A 19,003-nucleotide genomic window follows, 5' to 3' on the forward strand; every position below is an offset into this window, starting at 1 on the left:
GGAAAAGGAGCGTAACCAGCAGAAAGCTAAAATCGATTGGCGTTTTGCAGCTTCAGATGCCAGAGTGAAATTCCAACGGTTATATCCTAATTTACACCTGTCATAATTTTCTTGGTTGACTAGTAGGATTGAATACTGTAGTCCTTGCAGAAGCATTAAAATCCCCAATGGCGGCACTTTTTCCAGTGTTTCTGGAGACAGTTTTGCTAACTGTTGCTCGATTAAAGGAATAGACGCGATCGTGAACATAACAATTCCCACACTGCCCAGTACAAATAAAATCCCGAATTGTTTCAGAATGGCCATTGGTTTAATCTCCAGATGATCTGTCCTATTAGCCCGTGCTGGTGAACACCACCATCAGCAGGAACGAGGGCAGGTTGAAAACGAAGTGGACGACGAGACCCGGCCAGATCGATCCACTTCGACGGAAGACCTCGGCGGTGGCAAGACCAGCCACCACAGCAGCGGGAAAGATGTTGTTGATCCCATGCATGAGAGCGAAGATCACAGTGCTGCCCACGACCCCAGCGAACGGGCCGTAGCGCAGCAGCGCGTTGGTGACGATGCCTCGGTAGAGCAGTTCCTCACCAAGGGGTGAGAAGACGGCAATGAACACCGTGCTCAAAACCAGAGACAGTAACCCGCCGCGAGCGCCATCTCCGTAAACATCCTGGACATTGTTCGTGTCCCCAGTGATCTGAACCCAGGCTAGGATCGCCAGACTCTTGAGCACGAAGGCAACCAGTCCTACTCCGACGCCGATCAGGAGCCAGCGTCCGGAGGTTCGACGCACGCCGAAGGCACTCAGGGAACGAATCCGCAGCCGCGCAGCCACCGCGAACGCGATCAGCGTGGCGACACCAGTCCATGCAGTTAAGATCAGGCCGTAGACCACGGGGTCAAGACTGAGTTGCTTGAACAGCGAGATGCCTCCGAACCCTACAATTAAATAGACAACGAGTCCGACGATAATCTCGGGCCAGCCCGGACGGGAGGTCTTGCTAGACCAAGCCGAGGACGCGGAAGGGGGCTTTCCCGACTCCCGCAAGTGATTTGAAGAAACACGAGGCATGATAATTGACTCCTTTTATCGGGTTGCTGACTTCAGTTGCTGATGGGTTCGGGATTTGCCGGGGTCACCAACGACCACTCCGATCGCTCTGGGAAACGAGTTTGGATACCCCGTCGCGTTTGAACACCTTGTAGGCGATCGCCAGAAACACGGGTACTGCAACCAGCACCGCTAGTGCCCCGTAGGTCGCGTGATACTCGCTGATTGTGAACAGAGCGGGTGAGGGCAAGGCACTTCCAGTGATGTTGAACAGGAGTGCCCCGCCGATGTTGTTCGCGAAGTGTACGCCGATGGCGAGTTCGGTGGTGCCGTCAATCAATGAGACCACAGTCCACACCAGACCCGGAACGAAGAAGTAGTTGGAAAAGACCGTGAGCCAGCCGCCTGCGGACACCTCCGGGTTAAGGAGGTGCGGCAGGGTGAATATCACGGCTGGCACGATCGCCAGAAAGACGCGGTTGCTCCAGATGAGGCTCGCACCCTGCACAACGTATCCGCGAAAGAAAAGCTCCTCAGTGGTCGTCTGAATCGCGGTAAGAACCAGTGCCAGCGGCACGAAGAGTGCGAGGGTTAAGAGGTCGGAGTTAAAGGAGAAGGTATCCGGGTAAAACAGATACTGCCCCAGCCCACCGATCAGGCAGTACGGCACGAACCACGCCACGAATCCATGACCGACCCGATGCCAGTTTATCCGCTCCTGCACCGTGACGAGTGTTCGGGGGTGGCGGCGGTGGACGAGGGAGACAGCGATAAGGACTCCCACGAAGAAGAACAAGAAACTCGTCATGACAAACAGGTAGTATTCCACGGGACTGAGCACTGAGGGGTCTGCCTGTCCGCTGAGCGCGAACGCGACGAGTACGCTGGCACTACTACCGACGACCAACCACGCAAAGAGAATGATCACCAGTCCCAAAACATACCGCCACCCCCGATGCTTACCCCACCGGGCAGCCTCCACGTAAGTTGAATCTTTCGCTTCCGCTCCGCTTCCCTGCTTTCCTTTGGTTGCGTTGTTCCTCATCTTTGTCTCCTTTGCTCGTGCGTGTATGTATTGCTCGAATCGGGCTGCTCGAATTGGGCTGTAGTTGCCGTTGCGATTGTTTTTAGGGATCAACGGGATCACCGACGGCTCCGCCAGTGGCTACGCGCACAGCTTGGGCTATATGCCTGATGGGGTTGCCGATGGAGGCACGATCGGCTCCCGACATGAGGGCGGTGCTGACATCTTCGCTAATGACGCGCAAAACTGCGGTGATGACAGCCGCGTGCAACCGCACCTCAATATCATCAGATGGGCGGCGCAGGCGATCCGCGATGATCTCGACCAGTTCTCGCTCAATTCGATCGTGAGTCATTAACCAGGCGGCTCGAAGATCCGGCTCTTTTTCAGCCAGCACGGTCATCTTGATGACAGCCTCGTCGTAGGCTTGCTGCTCGACATCTTTGGTTCGGTTCGTTGCCCATTCAAGGAGGTGATCTTCAAGAGAGACTTCCCGAGGCCAGCGGCGCAGCACCGCCACACACTCCTCGACATCCTGCGCCAAGACCGGCTCAGCACAGCTTTCCTTGTTGCGGAAGTACCGCCAGAGGGTTCGCACCGAGATTCCAACCGCGCTTGCGATTTGTTCGCCGCTCGTGGCAGCAACACCGTGTTCCCAGAACAAACGCGCTGCCTCCCGCGAAATCTCCAGACGTACCCGCTGTTGCCGTTGTGCATTCATCCCCCCTGATTTGCGATCGCCTGATTTGTGATTGCTCATCGCGTTGCTGTCACCATCACTCGCCATAGCCGTCTTTCGTGCCATATTTGTCATTTAACGACATTTTGTCACTAAATGACATACTTCGCAAGAGATAGCTTTTGCAAATGATTTACACCGCGCTGCTGATTTCGGACTTGACCCCAGTTTTGATTACGAAAGCTCCTTGTTTGCTTACCGCGTTGTATAACTGCTGTTTGCAAATCGGTTGTCCGCTTATCCACTATCCATTCAGTATCTCTAAGTAGCAGCAGATCGCCTCAAACTTTGTATCAAGGTCGCTAGTCCATCCGCTTCAGCAATTTGCAATTTGTTAGCCTTACACGGTTGGGGAACGCTCCAGCGCAACTCGATCCCAATGTCCTAAGTTGGCTGCTGCTTCATAGGTGCTTTGGAAAAAGGCAAGGAGCATTGCATCTGGATCGTCAGCTTGTCTCACGGCTTCATAGGGTAGGATAAACTCTTGCATTTGTGAGCTGTAAAAAGCTTCTCTGGGTTGGATTGGGTAATCTCGAAACCCTTCCGGCGCAGGATAAGCGTAAGCGTAAAAAACAGGCTCCACAATTGACCCACCCCCTGGCCAAAAGCCGCAGCTACTGACTTCGTGTGAATAGGCTTCTCGTGTGACCCAATCTGCCATATTGGGAACTCCCCCTGGGTGTTCTGGCGCACGACGACCAGAGAAACGAGTCACAGCAAGATCAAAGCTGCCCCAAAAAAAATGTACAGGGCTGGATTTACCAATAAACTGAGAACGGAATAAGGTCATGACCCGATCGACTTGCACAAGAATTCGCCAGAACCGTTGTGCATATTCCGGATCATAAGCTGCGTGTTGATAGTCCTGATCGAACGGGATTGGTTCTGACACTTCTTGCGGCATCGTCCAGATTTGGACTTCGATGCCGATGTCGCTCAATGTAGTTAGCACCATTTGGTAAAAATCTGCCACAGAGCGAGGAGCCAGTGCAATTCTTTTAGCGATGCCGTCGCTAGTGTCGATTTGTAGTTGATGGTCGAGAAAATCAAAGCTAATTTGAAAGTTACGAGTTCCGCAAGGGATTGAAGCAGTTGTTAGTCCACGCGGTGTGACATAAAGAGTAGATTGCCACCAGTGATTAAGTTTAGGTGCCAGTGCCAACCGGATTTTACCGATGACTTGCGTCCATAAATGGAGAGTTGCATAGGTATCCTGCCAAGCTGCTAAGGGCAAACTGGGCCAAACGCTGTCAATGGAAGTACTTTGATTAGAAACAGCCATGAAAATCACCCACATGAGGAGAATATGTTGAAGAAATGAGAAGGAAATCTAGATGAAATCAGAATCGCTATCAATAGTCTTTTCCCTGTTCATCTGCAAAACACCATAACCACTGCTCCCCCAATTCAGCCGAACTAACTACTGCATGATTGGTTGCTTCATAATGACGACGAGCGTGTTGATGCTTAGAAGAATCGCAGCACAGCATTTTGCCACAGGTTTGGCAAATCCGCAGGTGTACCCAGCGGCTATTTATTTTAATGCACTCTTCACAACGAAATACGGGATAGGCTGCTTTAGAAATCAGGTTTTCCACAGTTAGATTGTTGAGATGTTCGCAAGTCATAGTTTTTTGGTATCCCTGGTAGAAGACAACGGTGAACAGAATGATTGAGGCTGATGTGAAACCGGAAATTAAGGTGTTCTACTGGATGCTTTAACGGAGCGAGGGCAGTGTCTTCTGTACAGTAGAGGTAACTTCTAGGAATCGATAGCGAGTAAAACTGCTTCAAGTCCAGCGTATCAATCATTGATTGATACGCTTGGGGCGATAATTGTGCGTAACTGGATTGAGCCATTTCGAGGTCAGCATCGTTGAGAAATGCTTCTCGCCACATCTCAAACGGCATCACCATCGTATGATCGTCCGATTCTCTAGCTAGGGAGTCAAATAACGCTTGATAATGCGGCGGAAGGCTATCTCTGAGGCTTTCACCATCATTGAGGCAATTTTGTTCCAACTTTTATCAAATCGGCAGCCTTTTCTCCAATCATAATTGCTGGTGCATTTGTGTTTCCTGTGATCATAGTTGGCATAATCGATGCATCAACAACTCGTAACCCTTCAATCCCCCGTACCTTGAGTTGAGGATCGACAACCGCCATTTGATCAATACCCATTTTGCACGTCCCAACAGGATGCCACGCTGTACCGCACGTTTGCCGAATATAATCTTCGATTGCTTTGTCGCTATGCACAGAACTCCCTGGAGCAATTTCCTCGCCCCGGAACTCATTAAACGCATCGGAGTACACAATTTGACGCAAAATTTTAAGTCCTTCAACCATCAGTTGCATATCAGATTCTTTCTGAAGATAGTTGACCTGAATTAACGGTGGGTCGAAGGGGGAGGAGGAACGTAGTCTTACGCTACCACGACTTTCAGGACGGGTGATGTAAAAGGAAAAGGTGAATCCCGGACCTTCACGTGCATAGGCAGGATCGACATATAAAATTGGAACAATTGTAAATTGCAAATTAGGCGCTGCATCTAAATCATTGTTGGTATGCAGAAATAACCCAGCCTCTCCCCCATTACTACTTGGCGCAAGGGACACGTCCTGAGTAGACTGGTAGGCAATAACAGCAAGTGGGTGATCTTGAAGATTCTGCCCGACACCCGGCAAATCAACAACTACAGGAATGCCGGAAGCTCGCAGATGTTCTGCTGGTCCAATTCCAGAAAGCATGAGCAGTTTAGGAGAATCGAAGGCACCAGCACTCAAAATCACCTCGGAGTTGACCCTGATTTGATACTCCGTTCCGTTTTGAACATACACTACCCCTACTGCACGCTTTCCCTCAAAGAGTAAACGAGTCACCAATGCTCCTGTTTGAATGGTCAAGTTGGGGCGATCTTTAATCGGACGCAGAAATGCCACTGCTGTACTTTGGCGCTTGCCATCTTTCACGGTCACTTGGTAAAGTCCTGCACCTTCCTGCTGTACGCCATTAAAGTCGGGATTTTGCTCATAGCCCTGTGCGATCGCGGCTTCCACAAAGCGTTGCGACACTTTTGCAGGAGAGAGTGGATCTGTGATGCTAAGTGGTCCATCAACCCCGTGAAATAACGATGCTCCTCGCTGCTGGTTTTCCGATTTCTTGAAGTAAGCCAAGACATCCTGATAACTCCAACCAATATTACCTAATGCTTGCCAGCTATTGTAGTCACGTTCATTGCCTCGTATATAAATCATGCCATTAATCGAACTGCTGCCGCCCAAGACTTTACCGCGTGAAGATAAAATTTTGCGGTTATTTAAGTAAGGTTCCTCTTCAGTTAAGTATGCCCAGTCCACTTCCGAGCCTAAGAGTGTAGTAGGCCACAATGAGGGAACTTGAAATTCTGGCTTGGTATCAGGACCACCCGCTTCGAGCAGCAATACTTTAGTATTAGGGTCTTCTGTAAGACGGTTGGCAACAACGCAGCCTGCTGAACCGGCACCAATCACAATATAATCAAAAGCAGCACTGTGATGGTATGTAGTTGTCATGATTTCTCCTTTTCAGGTCATTGTTTGTTGAATGATGGCGACATTAGTGGGTTGGCGATCGCAAATTCTGCTGCTAGTCACGTCCTGCCACAATCATCTTTTCTGCTAAACTAACCGGGTTAGAAAACATGACCTCGTGACTACCGGGCATTTGTACAAGCCGAAATAGTCCCAAGCGGCTAGACATTCTGGGATGCCAACCCCAATCGCCTTGAGGAAGGACGTTGTCTTCGGTACAGTAGAGGTAGCTTTTGGGGATGGGCAGCGAGTAAAACTGCTTCAGGTCTAACTTGTCAAGCCACGGTTGATACGGTTGGGGCGATAATTGTGCGTAACTGGATCGAGCTAGTTCGAGGTCAGCGTCGTTGATAAACGCTTCTCGCCAAATCTCAAAAGGTAGCATCACCGTATGATCGCCCGATTGTCTCGCTAGCTGATCGGATAACGCTTGAGAGTGCGGTGGGGTGTTATCGTTAAGGCTTTCACCATCATTGAGGACAAAGGCATTGAAGAAGATGAGTTGTCGAATGCGTTGCCTTTGGCCGGCGAAGCCATCGCTGATTGCTTCAGCAACTTTGGCAATAATTGTCCCACTGAAACTATGTCCGACTAGAACGATATCGTTTAAGTCTTTACTCACAATGTAATCGACGATTGATTGCGTGCATTGAGCATGGTTGACGTTTTTGTTCACGCCTTTGCCATGTCCAGCGATCGTGGGCGCAAAAGCATGATGTCCCTTTGCTTCTAGTTGATCAATGACTGCCTGCCAAGCAGAACCATCATGCCAGGAGCCATGAACTAAGACAAAAGTTGACATAGAATCCTTCCTTGTAGATGTGATCTGAAAATCAAGCTCGTCTGTTCTCTCTTGAAATGGGTCAGTTTGCTGTGTATCCGCCATCGATCGTGATGTAACTGGCAGCATCAGAGCAAAGGAAAACAACAACTTGAGCGACTTCTTCTGCCTGAGCAATGCGACCCATCAGCACCATAGCTGTAACAGCATCAGCCGTCACGCCCAATTTTTCAAAGACACGATTAAGACCCTCAGTTGCAATGTTTCCAGGATTCACCGCGTTAATCCGGATGCCCTGCTTAGCATAATCCACTGCTGCCGATCTTCGCTGACGCTCGTTCGCGTAGCGTGTCGTAGACAAGACTCGCTAATGCTAGCCTGCGGCAACGCCAAGGGCGAACGCAAACGCAGCAGCACTTCGCTATCGCGTTAGTCCCATAACGGTATGTTTACTCGCGCTGTAAGGAGAGCCTCCTGGCAGTCCAAACAAACCTGCAAGTGAGGAGTTGTTAACAATTACGCCCGATTCTTGAGATAACATCTGCTGAATTTCATATCCCATGCACAGAAACAGTCCCCGGACGTTGATCTCCATGAGTTTGTCAAACTCCTCGATCGATTGTTCATGCAGGGGTTTCAAGAGTTCCTCATTGCCTACATTGTTGAAAGCACAATCGAGTCGTTCGTAGGTTACAACGGTCTTTTGCACTAATGCTTTGTTTCCTAAGATCGTGATCAATCATCCCTAGCAGTGAGATTTGCATGAATCAGACTGGTGCATAAATCGTTTCGTCTTCTTTGCGCCAAGCTGGATCAACTAGACAAACGAAAACAAGGGGTTCGTCGCCGTAGTTGTGAAGGAACTGGATGGCATTTGGAGGAATGTAAACCGCATCACCTGGTTCAACGCGACAAACTTCACTGTCGATCGACATTTCTCCAACACCGCTAATGATGTAATAAACCTCAGAAGTCTTTAGAGAATGGGGAATCGAAGTTTCGCCAACAGGCAAGATCGCATACGCCAAACTGTAACGCAAGTTGATGTCTTGTTTGTCAGGATGAAGCAGTTCGCGCAGAACAGTTCCATCTCCAGCGATAATTTCTTCACAGTCGTTTAGTTTTTGGATCAGCATAAGTTTAGGCTTGCAATTACACAATCGGAGCAAGTTCAAAATCTGTAAATTTTGGAGGAGAAATTTGCCTGTTCCACGCGCCGTTGAATTACGTACTGATGGGGCGAAATCCCCATCGTTCGCTTAAACAAACTTGCACACTAAGTCGGGCTGATGTTAACTACACTTGCCAGTTCGGCTAAGGATAAATCACGATTCAGATGAGCATGAATGTAATTGATCGCCTGCTGCGATCGCTGGAGGGGTTGTTGCAAGGAGCTGAAGTTCCCATGCAAGGGCAACTGCACTAGCACCGCCATGCTCAAGAGTAATATCTGATACACCCACAGTTGTTTCTGTGCGCGCCCAGTCACGTTGCCATTCAGCAAGTACAGCCATCCAGTTGATTGGAACTGCACCCGCCTGAACCATCCGGCGAACCGCCATATCATGAGCTTCCGCAGTAACACCGCCCGAAGCATCGGTAACGATGAATACTTCGTAACCCTCACCCAGCGCCTGGATTGCTGGCATTGCGAGACAGATCTCGGTGTAAAGTGCAGCAAGTATAAGTTGTTTGCGGCCACTTTTCTTCACTACATCTGTAACGTTTGGATCTTCCCAAGTATTGATGAAAGTGCGGTTGATCGGTTTTTGATCGGGAAAAACATCCTGTAGTCCCTTGATGATGTAACCCCCTCTTTCTTCAATGACTGTGGTCAGGATTGTGGGTACGTTAAATAACTTTGCCGATTTAGCAAGACCAATCACATTGTTAATGATCATCGTAGGTTCATGGCTGTTCAGGTTGGTGAACTGGTAAGGCTGGTGGTCAATCAGTACCAGGATGCTATCTTCTGGACGAAGCAGTCCTTCCAGTCCGATTTTTGGATTTTTAGACATCGCTATAAGTCTCCATTCAATGTTTACTTTTCAGACACGCCCTAGCGTGTGAGTCTGACTCAACGGGGTGAATCACACAGTTTTTTTACATTCTTCGCGTCACAGACTGGACATAACCAATCTTCCGGCAGATCCTCAAAAGCTGTTCCCGAAGCAATTCCAGACTGTGGTTAAGCGGGTTAAATACTGTCAGAGGGCAGCAACATCATGACATCTACATGAGCTAACATGACATCGGGGTGGCGTTGAAGCGCCGTGTTATACTTCATGGCAAACTCATCGCCCGATTCATCGGGGCTGAGCAGTGTCCGAATGTCACTGTCAATCGCTTCAATTGCCTCTGGTGTAACAGATTCATCGGCATGAAGCAACTCATGATTTGGATAATCAATTCTGAGAGTCGATGCAACCAGGCAAACTGCTCATGACCGATCGCCAGTTGTAGCAATTCACCTCCAGAAACGTGCCCTCGAACTTGCTCATAGGTAAGACGCTCAGTCTCTAGTAAAAGCTTGTGCAGATGTAGTGGTTTGATTCGTAACTGACTCAAGCGTTGATGTTGACTCATTTGATATTGAGATGGGTTAAGCATGAATCCGTCCCATCCTTCCTGCCTGGTAGTCGTCGATCGCCTGGGTAATTTCAGCTTCAGTGTTCATGACAAATGGCCCGTAGCGCACGACTGGTTCGTTAAGGGGTACACCTGCAATCAGCAGAAGATCTAGAGGACGCTGAGCATCAGCAGGGTTGGCGATCACCACATCTTCTCCATCTTGAGAAAAGAGCACCATCTGCCCATCATCACCAGGCGCTGGCTCTGTCCCAAACAACCCAGACCCCTCCAGTACATAGACAAAGGCGTTGTACTCTTTGGGTACAGGCTGGATCATCGTTGCCCCTGGTTGCAGTGTGAAGTGGAGGTAAGTTATCGGCGTGCGCGTCTGAATTACGGCTTTTGCCCCTAACGCTTCTCCCGCAATTACCCGCACCGTCACAGACTTATCTTCGGTTTGAGCTACCGGAATGTGAGCCGCTGGAATTTCCTGATAGCGGGGCGGCATCATTTTGTCTCGTTGTGGCAGATTGACCCATAGTTGAATGCCGTGGAGCCGTCCACCAGTTTGGGTAAACATTGACTCCGGCATCTCGGAATGCACGACCCCGGCACCTGCTGTCATCCACTGGACATCACCCGGATTTAGTAGCCCGGCGTGTCCCGCAGAATCTTTGTGTTCTAACTGTCCATCCAAGACATAGCTGACGGTTTCAAAGCCCCGGTGCGGATGATCGGGTGCACCTTTTGCTTGTCCCGGCTTTAGATTAATCGGCCCCAACTCGTCGAGGAGGAGAAACGGGTCAAATTCAGAGAAGCTACTTTGGGGAAAGGGCCGACGTACAAGAAATCCAGCCCCTTCGAGTGTTTCAACGCTATTAATTACTCCGGCAACGGTTCGAGACGTTTGAGTGGGGACAGTCATAGAATTGCCTCTTTAGAACTAGACAAGTATGTGTATCATTTGAGCCTGACTCAACGGGGTGAATCACAGAGTTTTTTCACAGGACAGGAATCCGGCAGGTCACTAACCAATAAAGGTTAGATCGAGATCTTTATAGGGTATGTTGAAAAATTTTGTGCCTTAGAAAACTATCCCTGCTAGCGTTTATGCTCAGGATTTTTGAAGTCTGTCTTACAACCTGCATCCCAAACGTCAGGTTGGTTCCCGTGAGGAGGAATTCCTCCATTATCTTTGAGTAGTCTGGCGATATGCATACAGTTCCAAGCTAAAAAGGTGGTATTGCGATTGGTAAATTCGTTCTCCGGCCCTCCAGACCCTGGATCTAAATAGGAAGGCCCTGGGCCTACTTCGCCTAGCCAGCCTGCATCCGCTTGGGGAGGGATCGTATAGCCAATGTGCGATAGGGAAAACAAAATATTCATCGCACAATGTTTCACACCATCTTCATTCCCGGTAATGAGGGTTGCCCCAACCTTCCCATAATCTCTGTACTGACCTTTCTCATTCAAAAGATGAGTATATCCATACATTCGCTCTAAAACTCGACTACAAACAGAACTTTTTTCACCCAGCCATACTGAAGTACACAGCACTAAGATGTCAGTTGCATCAATTTCTTTCTGGATTTGGGGCCATTCATCTGTCTGCCACTCATCGGTTTGTGACATATCTAACCCTAGCCCCGCCGCTATCTCATAATCTACCGGTCGAATGACTTGAGTGGTTACCCCATTAGCCTCGAAAATAGCTTTGGCAATATTGATAACTCCCTGTGTATGGGATAACACTGGCGTTTTATTGAGTGTGCAATTTAAAAAAAGAGCTTTTAAATCACTATATTGTGCAGGGGCATTTTGGCACTGACGATCCGTGATTGTTTTGAGCTGTTGTGACATGGCTTCGACTCCTGTACAAAACAACATTCTGACTTATGCAGGTGATTTACCGACACCAGGGCTGACTGCATTCACTCGAATCTGGCGGTCTTTGAGATCGCGGGCGAGTCCATGGGTGAAACTGGCGATCACTCCTTTAGTCAATGCATAGACCGAGAGTCCGGCAACGGGGGTGAAATCACTAAGGTATCGTAGTCATAATCAAATGAGGGTTGACTAGAAGCACCAAATCCTCGGCGATCGTAGGTAATTACTCGATATCCTGCATTCAGCAAAAACCTGCTTCTCCCAGGAATGTCCATTCAGTGGAAATCCATGAATCAGAACAATCGGTTGCCCTGTCCCCAAATCTTCGTAGTAGAGATCGATGGTTGCAGAGTTTTCTTGACCAACGGTAATGTAAGGCATGAGAGGTTTCTCCGTTGTAAATTGATGATGTGTTTTTGTCTGTTGCATCACAATCACCGTCTTAACAATGCTGCGTTAAGCAGCAGACTTCAGATAAGGCAAGCATCCATTGCCTACCATCGCTTCAGAACAACGAGAATCCTTCATTGTTGCCCGAGCGCGATCGCCGCGTTTGCCACCTCTAAGATTGCTTTATTTTTGGCTGACATTTGAATCTCTCCTCTGTTCAATTGGATGCTTTAAGCGATAACTTCGTTAAGCTTTCCTTCGGAACGCTGCGCGTAGCTTGCTTCCCCGTAGGGGTACGCTAACGCTGTTGCTCTACCAATTCCCAATGTTTCTCCTATTCCAATCAACATTGACCTTCAGCACACAATCAAACTCCGATCCGTTTAGCAATTATTAACGCTGTAAAGCTGGTCTAATCTTCTGTAAACTTCAGCACAATTTTGCCCCGTGTTCCTCCCTGCTCTAGACGCTGATGTGCCAGAACGACCTGATCCCAAGAAAATACTGAATCAATCACTGGACGAAGCTGATGACGCTCGATGAGTTTTGTCAAAGCCTCTAATTTTGCTCGGTACTGGGGTGAAAAAACAAAATGAATCGTCAGATTCTTACCCCATGCTTCAAGAAGCGATTGCGGTATTGCAATGTCTACAATGCTTGTAAGCCTACCAAAGGGACGAATGATTTCTAAACTACGCTGAATTGTTTCTTTGCCGATCGTATCTAGAACTAAATCCACACCCAGTCCATTTGTTTCTTGACGAATGACTTCTACGTAATCTTCATTTTTGTAATCAATCACTCGATCTGCGCCCAGTTCTGTCACGAAATCTCGGTTTCTAGAACTACACGTCGCAAAAACGTATGCCCCGATCGCTTTGGCGAGTTGAACTGCGATCGAACCCACTCCACCCGCACCCGCATGGATGAGAACTGTTTCACCAACTTGTAGATTGCCCCTAGTCACTAGACAATCCCAAGCAGTTCCGCCTGCAAGCGGAAAAGAAGCTGCTTCAATGTGCGATAGATTTGCAGGCTTCAATGCAACAATCGCTGCATCAGCCACATGATACTGAGCGTAGCTACCAAATTCTCCAAAAATTTGCGGCGAGTAATATACGTTGTCTCCCACCTTGAAATCAGTCACAGCTTCGCCAATTGCCTCAATCACCCCTGAAACATCGACTCCAAGGATGGCAGGTAGTTGAACCAGTTCCTTGTAATCACCACGACGAGTTTGGTAATCGACAGGGTTAATCGAGGTTGCACAAACTCTGACTAACACCTGATTCGCCTTCAGTGTTGGTATGGGAACAGTTTGAATCTCAAACTTTTCAGCATCACCAAACGCAGTTAATACGGCTGCTTTCATAGATTCCATCTGTGCCAACTCTCCTTGATTTAGAATAAACAGTGACGGAATTTTGATACCACTCAGCGTAGGTAAGTTCTCCCTTTCAAGACGCAGCGTGGAACCGATCGTGCTGTCGAGGAACGCGCGGATCAACGTTGCTACCTCCTCCGCATGGGTCTCCAACGCGAAATGTCCGGCATCGAGCAGATGAATCTTTGCATCCGGGAGATCTCGCTGATAAGCGGCAGCACCAGCGGGCAGAAACGCCGGATCATGACGACCCCAGACGGCGAGAAGCGGCGGACGGTACTCACGAAAGTAGGACTGGAAGGCTGGATAGAGCGCGACGTTGCTGCGGTAATCGAGGATCAGATCGAGCTGGATCTCCTCCGCGCCCGCTCGCCCCATGTAGGCGATGTCGAGTTCGTAGCCGTCGGGCGACAAAAGGTTTGGATCGGCTCCGATACCGTACTGCCAATTCCGGATTGTGTCTGGCGTGAGCGAGGAGCGGCAGGCTTCCCGATTCGCTGCGCTCGGTTCGCGCCAATAGGTCTCCCACGATCCCCATTCATCACTGAAACCCTCAAGGTAGGCGTTGCCGTTCTGCGAGATAATCGCAGATATCCGTTCAGGATGGCGCATTGCCAGACGCAGACCTACTGGCGCACCGTAGTCGAAGATGTAGAGTACGTATTGATCGAGCGACAAAGCATCGACGAAGCCCTCGATTACGTCGGCAAGGTGGTCGAACGTATAGTCGAACATCCCGCGTGGCGGTGCCTTAGTCTGTCCGAAACCAGGCAGATCCGGCGCGACGAGCCGAAAGCGATCGGCAAGCAGAGGGATCAGGTTGCGGAACATGTGGCTAGCGGTCGGAAAGCCGTGCAACAGCAGTATCACTGGCGCATTGCTTGACCCCGCCTCGCGGTAGAACACTTCGACATCGCCGACCTGTCGAAACCCGTAGCGTATTTTCATCGTACAATTCTCTTTTTTGATTTTCTTCCGACTGAACTTCGACACTCAGATTTGGAATCTTGGACACCTTTCGCATACCCTACGATCGCCGCTCCTAAACCGCGAGAACCGCCCGTTACCAGTGCAACTTTGCCTGCAAGTGTTGTCATCTCGCACTGTCGTTCGACTACTGTGCTACAAACCCACCATCTACCATCAACATTTCACCTGTTATGAACGATGCTATGTCAGATGATAAAAACAGAACTGCATTTGCAACTTCAAGCGGTGTTCCAATTCGTCCGATCGGGTGAAGTCCTGTTATATAAGCTTTGACCTCATCCTGCCCACCTGTAGCTGCTTCAAACATATCTGTTTCGATTGACCCTGGTGCAACGGCATTAATGCGAATACCCGCTTTGGCATATTGGAGCGCGGCGGCTTTTGTTAAACCTACTACTGCATGTTTACTCGCGGTGTAGAGGGGTACGCCAGGAAGTGCAACGACTCCAGCCCCAGATGATGTATTGACGATTGCACCACTTCCCTGTTTCAACATCTGAGCAATTTCATATTTCATCGACAACCAAACGCCTTTGACATTGACGTTCATAATGTGATCGTATTCCGCTTCTGTTTGCTCAATCAATGAGGGATTTTCGCCGACCATTCCTGCATTATTAAAGGCAATATCTAACCGACCAAAAACGCCAACCGCTTTATCAACCATTGCTTTAACATCGGCTTCTTTCGTGACATCTGATTGCACAAAAAACGCCTCTCCGCCAGCTTCCTGAATCAATCGAACCGTTTCTTCACCTTCATCTATTCGACGACCCACTACCACCACCTTTGCCTGTTGTTTGGCATAAGCGATCGCGGTTGCTCGACCGATGCCCGATGTTCCGCCAGTCACCAAAGCAACCTTGTCTTTCAGCATCATGATAGTTACCTCTTGTTGTGAATGGCTGTGTCACTTTGTCAAAAACTCAATGAGCAATACGTGTAGGGGCCAGCAATAAGAAGCACCTCCTACAACCAGGATGAGTACGATCCTGATTGCAAAATGGCGGGTTTAGGCATTGATATTTGCTGGCTCCTACATTTAGTCGCGATCGATCAGTGCGTTTGAGGGCAAGCTCGGATCAAGTACCTTGCGCGCACTGTCAACCCCTACAACGGGCAGTGTACCCGGATCGAGCATGCCGAGTTGAACCAATACACTCGCCTGATCCCAGTAGAGATGTTCGTGGGCTAGCTTGTCGTCACGAAACTGAACAATTGCTACCAATGCCACTTCAACCCGTTTAAGAGTCGGAGCAATGCCGGGTAGCATCCAGTCCATCTGAATGGTATGAGTGAACTTAGCCACCATTTCATCGACGAGTTGATTGGTCCCAATTGTGCGCGAGACCGGAGTCAGCTCCATGTCCGGCGGTATCTGTGGAATGAAGTATTTGGAATAAAACTCGCGCAGTGCTGGTTTCCCTACTCCCCCAATCATTACCGGAATGCCGTTAACGTAAGCATCCTCAACCATCGTGGCGAGAGCATCTTCAGTGTTGTGAGCGTCAAACTCGTGCCGCAGATGCTCATCCCAAAGTTCTTGCAAAGACTCCTGGGCTGGTGTCAAATTGGTAGTTGCTTGTAAAGAAGCTTGTCCGTCTACAGTTTGCTCTTTGACCATGATTAAATACTCCTGGTTCTATCTATCTAAAGTGTCTTGAGTTCCAATGCTTGACTGCTTTCAGATTCTTAAAATGATTTGTCAGATTTTTGTGATGTTAGTGAACTTGTTTCAATGGACGTATAAGCATTCAGCGCCTGTTTCACGAATCAGTTTGGCAGTTTTTTCACCTTCTGCATCGCGTCTGCCTGAGAATACTACCTTTGCTCCAGCAGCACCAAATGCGGTAACTTCGTTAAGCTTTCCTTCTCTACGAGAGGCTGCGCCCTAAGCGTAGCTATGCCGCAGGCTTTACGGAACGCTACGCGTAGCTTGCTTCCCCGTAGGGGTACGCTAACGCGGTTACACGACCAATTCCTGAAGTTTCGCCAGTGACTAACGCCACTTTATCTTGCAGTATCATTCTGTTTCTCCTGTTTCAATTTCGTCAGTTTGTATCGGGTAAGTTTGTCTCAGCAACTCAGTGACTTCTTGCGCGATCGCAATCAGGGCATGATTAACTGAGGAGTCGCGAAGAGAACCAGTCTGAGGTGTACCTTCATGCCCAGAATTATTCTTGCCTTGTACTAGTGAATGCGTCATAGAACTATCCTCAATGAAATACCGATTTGTAATTCACTAAATCAATACGCAGGAATTCAGTTGTTGGCATGGTTCAAAAAGCGGCAAATTTGTTCAGTGAAACAGGCAAAATCTAGCCATCAAAATTAGATGGCTTACAGCACTTACAGGCAAGTCAGATATGAATTGAGAGCAAAGATCGGGGAACTTAATAACTTGCAGCAATCATGGCAGCCATCAACTCCGTCGTGTTCCAGCGCTCGGTGTACCGAATTCCATTGATAAACAGGGCTGGGGTAGTCGTCACTCCACTCTGTATTCCGCCTTCGATATCTTCATTGATGTGATCGACATACACTTGTTTAGACAACTCTTTGAGAAATTGAGGAATGTCAAGCCCTAAATCATTGGCGTACTCGACAAGATAACCGTTCTCCAACCTTTGTTGATGGTCAAATAAAGTATCGCTCATTAACCAAAACTTTGCTTGGGCGGCGGCTGCTTGGGCTACTTGGGCTGCCCGTTGTGCCTGGGGATGAATCTGGATCTGTGGAAAATGGCGGAAGATAAAACATAAATAATCCTCTCCAAAAGAAACCGTAAGCTCTTGCCGAATGATTTTAATCAGTTTGTAAACGGCTGCACTTCTAGGACATTGATAATCCCCATACATCACTAATACCACGGCGGCACTTAGCACACCTTGACTGTGATCTTGGGTTGAAGCTGGCACAACTAAAGAACTGGAACTATGGTCGTCGATCATCTTTCTACATCTGTATCAAGCATGGAACCTTGCGATTCACTTGCTCAATCCACATGAATTCAATATAAGCAATTGGGTTTTAGTTGTCGTCTACAGTGAGTTAACATTTTTAGGCTGTAATTTGATGGAGCAGCCGCTCCTTCTTAAGATAGAAGGTAGGCTCTAACTTAAGTTAGATTTAACGCTTAATTGTATGGTCAATCCTATCCGTCTGACGTGATCAAGAGCTGTTGCCTACATCATCTGACGGATCGGTCGAACAATCACTTCGTTGACATCGACATCATCCGGCTGGGATACGGCATACAGGACAGCGCTGGCGATCATATCTGGGTTGAGTGCATCTTTGCGAAGGTCTTTCAAGAAGCCTTTTGTTGGCTCGTCCGTGATATCAGAGCCGAGTTCGGTTTCAACCACACCGGGAGAGATGACGGTGACGCGAATCATTTTCGACTCCTGCCGGAGTCCTTCGGAGATTGCCCAAACTGCGTACTTGGTAGCGCTGTAAACTGCGCTAGTGGGTACTACCACATGGGCACCAATCGACGCAGTATTGATGATTTGTCCGTTACCTTGCGCTTCCATAATCGGCAAAGCTGCTGCAATGCCATTTAACACCCCGTTGATATTCACGTTAATCATGTTGTCCCATTCCTCGACCTTCAAAGCATTCATCGGGGATAGAGGCATCACGCCTGCATTGTTAAAGATGACATCGACGCGATCGAACTTGTCTTTCGCAAACCCAATGAACGCTTTCACATCTTCTCGATCGGTGACATCTACGGCTTTGAATTCTGCTGTACCACCTGAGGTGTGGATCTCCTCAACAATTTTTTCGAGCTTTTCGGTGCGCCGTGCGCCCAAAAGCACCTTTGCACCGTTTCGAGCGAGTAACTTAGCTGTGGCTTCGCCAATCCCGCTACTGGCTCCAGTGATCGCAATGACTTTGTTCTCAATGTTTAACATCGTTGTTTTCCTTTCTGTTCGAGTTGAGTGCTGTGAACTAAATATTGATTTCCATTTCCTGAATCATGAAGGTGAAACCCTTGTCCACAATTCTGTAAACTTGCTCATGTCTAGAAAGGCGATCGCTTCGATTACTTGGTCGTCTTTCATGCGGAAATACCACGTGTAGGTGTTCCGATACGCTCTGCCGTCTCTGGCGGTCGCCTCCCCGTCCCACAGCACGATCACCATATCGCCATCCGCCCAGATGCCGCGTACAGTCGGGACGATTGGAGTTGATAGTCGGGCACTGGTCGGGCTAACGACTTGATCGAGTAATGCTTGTCGGCTGCGATATGTGCCCGCAGTTGCACCCGTCCCAGTAATTGTCCAGGTTACATCCGGGGCAAGCAGATCAAATGCACTGCCAGTTCCGTTGCGCCATTGGTCGAAAGACTGCTGGACAGTTGCTTTGTTGCGTTGCTCGATCATCTGAGTTGCTTGTGCATCTGCTGGATTAGACGCAGTTGCTTGGGATAAGTCTGCGATCGCTGAAGGCTGAACCAGGAAGGACTGTTGATTCGGCGTTGCATAATTAAGGGATGAACTGTCCTAACTGTGCATCTAGCCATATCCGCAAGAACGGTCATCGGCGTGGTAAACAAAACTACATTTGCTGTTCATGCGAGCGCCAATTTCTTGAATCATAT

Annotated in this window: 26 protein-coding genes and 2 pseudogenes; 1 reads left to right on the top strand and 27 read right to left on the bottom strand. The window is 48.8% G+C overall.

The annotated features are described in order from the left end of the window. The 27 genes and pseudogenes from FNW02_RS39240 to FNW02_RS34485 all read right to left on the bottom strand — a co-directional run. Positions 1 to 306 (bottom strand): annotated as a pseudogene (locus tag FNW02_RS39240) (hypothetical protein); the annotation flags it as partial. A gap of 28 nt (positions 307 to 334) precedes the next feature. Further along, positions 335 to 1,075 (bottom strand): CPBP family intramembrane glutamic endopeptidase, encoded by a 741-nt coding sequence (locus FNW02_RS34360; protein WP_191762001.1) that lies wholly within the window; start codon positions 1,073 to 1,075, stop codon positions 335 to 337. Between the two features lie 64 nt (positions 1,076 to 1,139). Then, positions 1,140 to 2,099 carry a CPBP family intramembrane glutamic endopeptidase gene (locus FNW02_RS34365; protein ID WP_191762002.1) on the bottom strand — a complete coding sequence of 320 codons (960 nt, stop codon included), beginning with the start codon at positions 2,097 to 2,099 and terminating at the stop codon, positions 1,140 to 1,142. An 82-nt stretch (positions 2,100 to 2,181) separates the two neighbouring features. Next, positions 2,182 to 2,865, bottom strand: a complete 684-nt coding sequence (locus tag FNW02_RS34370; protein WP_225226124.1) for a TetR/AcrR family transcriptional regulator — start codon at positions 2,863 to 2,865, stop codon at positions 2,182 to 2,184. A gap of 292 nt (positions 2,866 to 3,157) precedes the next feature. Beyond that, on the bottom strand, positions 3,158 to 4,099 hold the full coding sequence (locus FNW02_RS34375) for a DUF5996 family protein (RefSeq protein ID WP_191762003.1): 942 nt from the start codon (positions 4,097 to 4,099) through the stop codon (positions 3,158 to 3,160). Positions 4,100 to 4,169: 70 nt separating this feature from the next. After that, the gene (locus tag FNW02_RS34380; protein WP_338421223.1) at positions 4,170 to 4,415 is read right to left on the bottom strand and encodes a UBP-type zinc finger domain-containing protein; all 246 of its coding nucleotides are present in this window, start codon (positions 4,413 to 4,415) and stop codon (positions 4,170 to 4,172) included. After that, a complete protein-coding gene (locus tag FNW02_RS39245) occupies positions 4,396 to 4,839 on the bottom strand; it encodes a hypothetical protein (RefSeq protein WP_225226125.1) in 444 nt (147 codons plus the stop codon). The genes FNW02_RS34380 and FNW02_RS39245 overlap by 20 nt, the downstream gene beginning before the upstream one ends. Further along, entirely contained in the window at positions 4,817 to 6,373 is a 1,557-nt protein-coding gene (locus tag FNW02_RS34390) for a GMC family oxidoreductase (RefSeq protein WP_191762004.1), read from the bottom strand. The genes FNW02_RS39245 and FNW02_RS34390 overlap by 23 nt, the downstream gene beginning before the upstream one ends. 73 nt (positions 6,374 to 6,446) lie before the next feature. Further along, entirely contained in the window at positions 6,447 to 7,193 is a 747-nt protein-coding gene (locus FNW02_RS34395; protein WP_191762005.1) for an alpha/beta fold hydrolase, read from the bottom strand. Between the two features lie 61 nt (positions 7,194 to 7,254). Then, positions 7,255 to 7,881: pseudogene (locus FNW02_RS40310) on the bottom strand (SDR family oxidoreductase). 58 nt (positions 7,882 to 7,939) lie between these two features. Then, the gene (locus tag FNW02_RS34405) at positions 7,940 to 8,308 is read right to left on the bottom strand and encodes a cupin domain-containing protein (RefSeq protein WP_096553038.1); all 369 of its coding nucleotides are present in this window, start codon (positions 8,306 to 8,308) and stop codon (positions 7,940 to 7,942) included. 189 nt (positions 8,309 to 8,497) lie between these two features. Beyond that, positions 8,498 to 9,190 (bottom strand): hydrolase, encoded by a 693-nt coding sequence (locus FNW02_RS34410; protein ID WP_191762006.1) that lies wholly within the window; start codon positions 9,188 to 9,190, stop codon positions 8,498 to 8,500. Between the two features lie 59 nt (positions 9,191 to 9,249). Beyond that, positions 9,250 to 9,348: a rubredoxin gene (locus FNW02_RS40315; RefSeq protein WP_191762015.1), complete on the bottom strand. Its 99-nt coding sequence runs from the start codon at positions 9,346 to 9,348 to the stop codon at positions 9,250 to 9,252. Positions 9,349 to 9,455: 107 nt separating this feature from the next. Next, on the bottom strand, positions 9,456 to 9,782 hold the full coding sequence (locus tag FNW02_RS34420) for a hypothetical protein (RefSeq protein ID WP_348535493.1): 327 nt from the start codon (positions 9,780 to 9,782) through the stop codon (positions 9,456 to 9,458). Next, positions 9,775 to 10,668 (bottom strand): pirin family protein, encoded by an 894-nt coding sequence (locus FNW02_RS34425; RefSeq protein WP_191762007.1) that lies wholly within the window; start codon positions 10,666 to 10,668, stop codon positions 9,775 to 9,777. Before FNW02_RS34425 ends, FNW02_RS34420 begins: the two co-directional genes overlap by 8 nt. Before the next feature lie 176 nt (positions 10,669 to 10,844). After that, entirely contained in the window at positions 10,845 to 11,603 is a 759-nt protein-coding gene (locus FNW02_RS34430) for a flavodoxin family protein (RefSeq protein WP_096553034.1), read from the bottom strand. A 33-nt stretch (positions 11,604 to 11,636) separates the two neighbouring features. Next, on the bottom strand, positions 11,637 to 11,735 hold the full coding sequence (locus FNW02_RS34435; protein ID WP_323267612.1) for an SDR family oxidoreductase: 99 nt from the start codon (positions 11,733 to 11,735) through the stop codon (positions 11,637 to 11,639). Between the two features lie 84 nt (positions 11,736 to 11,819). Next, a complete protein-coding gene (locus FNW02_RS34440; protein WP_348535494.1) occupies positions 11,820 to 12,059 on the bottom strand; it encodes an alpha/beta fold hydrolase in 240 nt (79 codons plus the stop codon). Positions 12,060 to 12,432: 373 nt separating this feature from the next. Beyond that, complete coding sequence (locus FNW02_RS34445) at positions 12,433 to 14,352, bottom strand: alpha/beta fold hydrolase (RefSeq protein WP_191762009.1); 1,920 nt, start codon at positions 14,350 to 14,352, stop codon at positions 12,433 to 12,435. After that, positions 14,349 to 14,501 (bottom strand): hypothetical protein, encoded by a 153-nt coding sequence (locus tag FNW02_RS34450; RefSeq protein ID WP_153228381.1) that lies wholly within the window; start codon positions 14,499 to 14,501, stop codon positions 14,349 to 14,351. Before FNW02_RS34450 ends, FNW02_RS34445 begins: the two co-directional genes overlap by 4 nt. Before the next feature lie 17 nt (positions 14,502 to 14,518). After that, entirely contained in the window at positions 14,519 to 15,274 is a 756-nt protein-coding gene (locus FNW02_RS34455; protein WP_191762010.1) for an SDR family oxidoreductase, read from the bottom strand. 162 nt (positions 15,275 to 15,436) lie between these two features. Continuing rightward, positions 15,437 to 16,018, bottom strand: coding sequence for a nuclear transport factor 2 family protein (locus tag FNW02_RS34460; protein ID WP_011316792.1), 582 nt, complete (start codon positions 16,016 to 16,018; stop codon positions 15,437 to 15,439). Positions 16,019 to 16,417: 399 nt separating this feature from the next. Beyond that, positions 16,418 to 16,600, bottom strand: a complete 183-nt coding sequence (locus tag FNW02_RS34465) for a hypothetical protein (protein WP_041457393.1) — start codon at positions 16,598 to 16,600, stop codon at positions 16,418 to 16,420. Between the two features lie 187 nt (positions 16,601 to 16,787). Continuing rightward, positions 16,788 to 17,345, bottom strand: coding sequence for a DsbA family protein (locus FNW02_RS34470; RefSeq protein WP_191762011.1), 558 nt, complete (start codon positions 17,343 to 17,345; stop codon positions 16,788 to 16,790). Between the two features lie 234 nt (positions 17,346 to 17,579). Further along, a complete protein-coding gene (locus FNW02_RS34475) occupies positions 17,580 to 18,314 on the bottom strand; it encodes an SDR family oxidoreductase (RefSeq protein ID WP_191762012.1) in 735 nt (244 codons plus the stop codon). 63 nt (positions 18,315 to 18,377) lie between these two features. Continuing rightward, positions 18,378 to 18,785 (bottom strand): nuclear transport factor 2 family protein, encoded by a 408-nt coding sequence (locus FNW02_RS34480; protein ID WP_191762013.1) that lies wholly within the window; start codon positions 18,783 to 18,785, stop codon positions 18,378 to 18,380. After that, positions 18,782 to 18,925, bottom strand: coding sequence for a hypothetical protein (locus FNW02_RS34485; RefSeq protein WP_225226126.1), 144 nt, complete (start codon positions 18,923 to 18,925; stop codon positions 18,782 to 18,784). The genes FNW02_RS34480 and FNW02_RS34485 overlap by 4 nt, the downstream gene beginning before the upstream one ends. Here FNW02_RS34485 and FNW02_RS34490 point away from each other — a divergent pair. Continuing rightward, the coding region (locus tag FNW02_RS34490) for an IS1 family transposase (protein WP_191760955.1) at positions 18,896 to 19,003 on the top strand (108 nt) is incomplete at its 3' end. The two genes, FNW02_RS34485 and FNW02_RS34490, sit on opposite strands and share 30 nt — an antisense overlap.

It is taken from the genome of Komarekiella delphini-convector SJRDD-AB1 (genome assembly GCF_014831675.1).
In the GTDB taxonomy this organism is placed as follows: Bacteria; Cyanobacteriota; Cyanobacteriia; order Cyanobacteriales; family Nostocaceae; genus Komarekiella.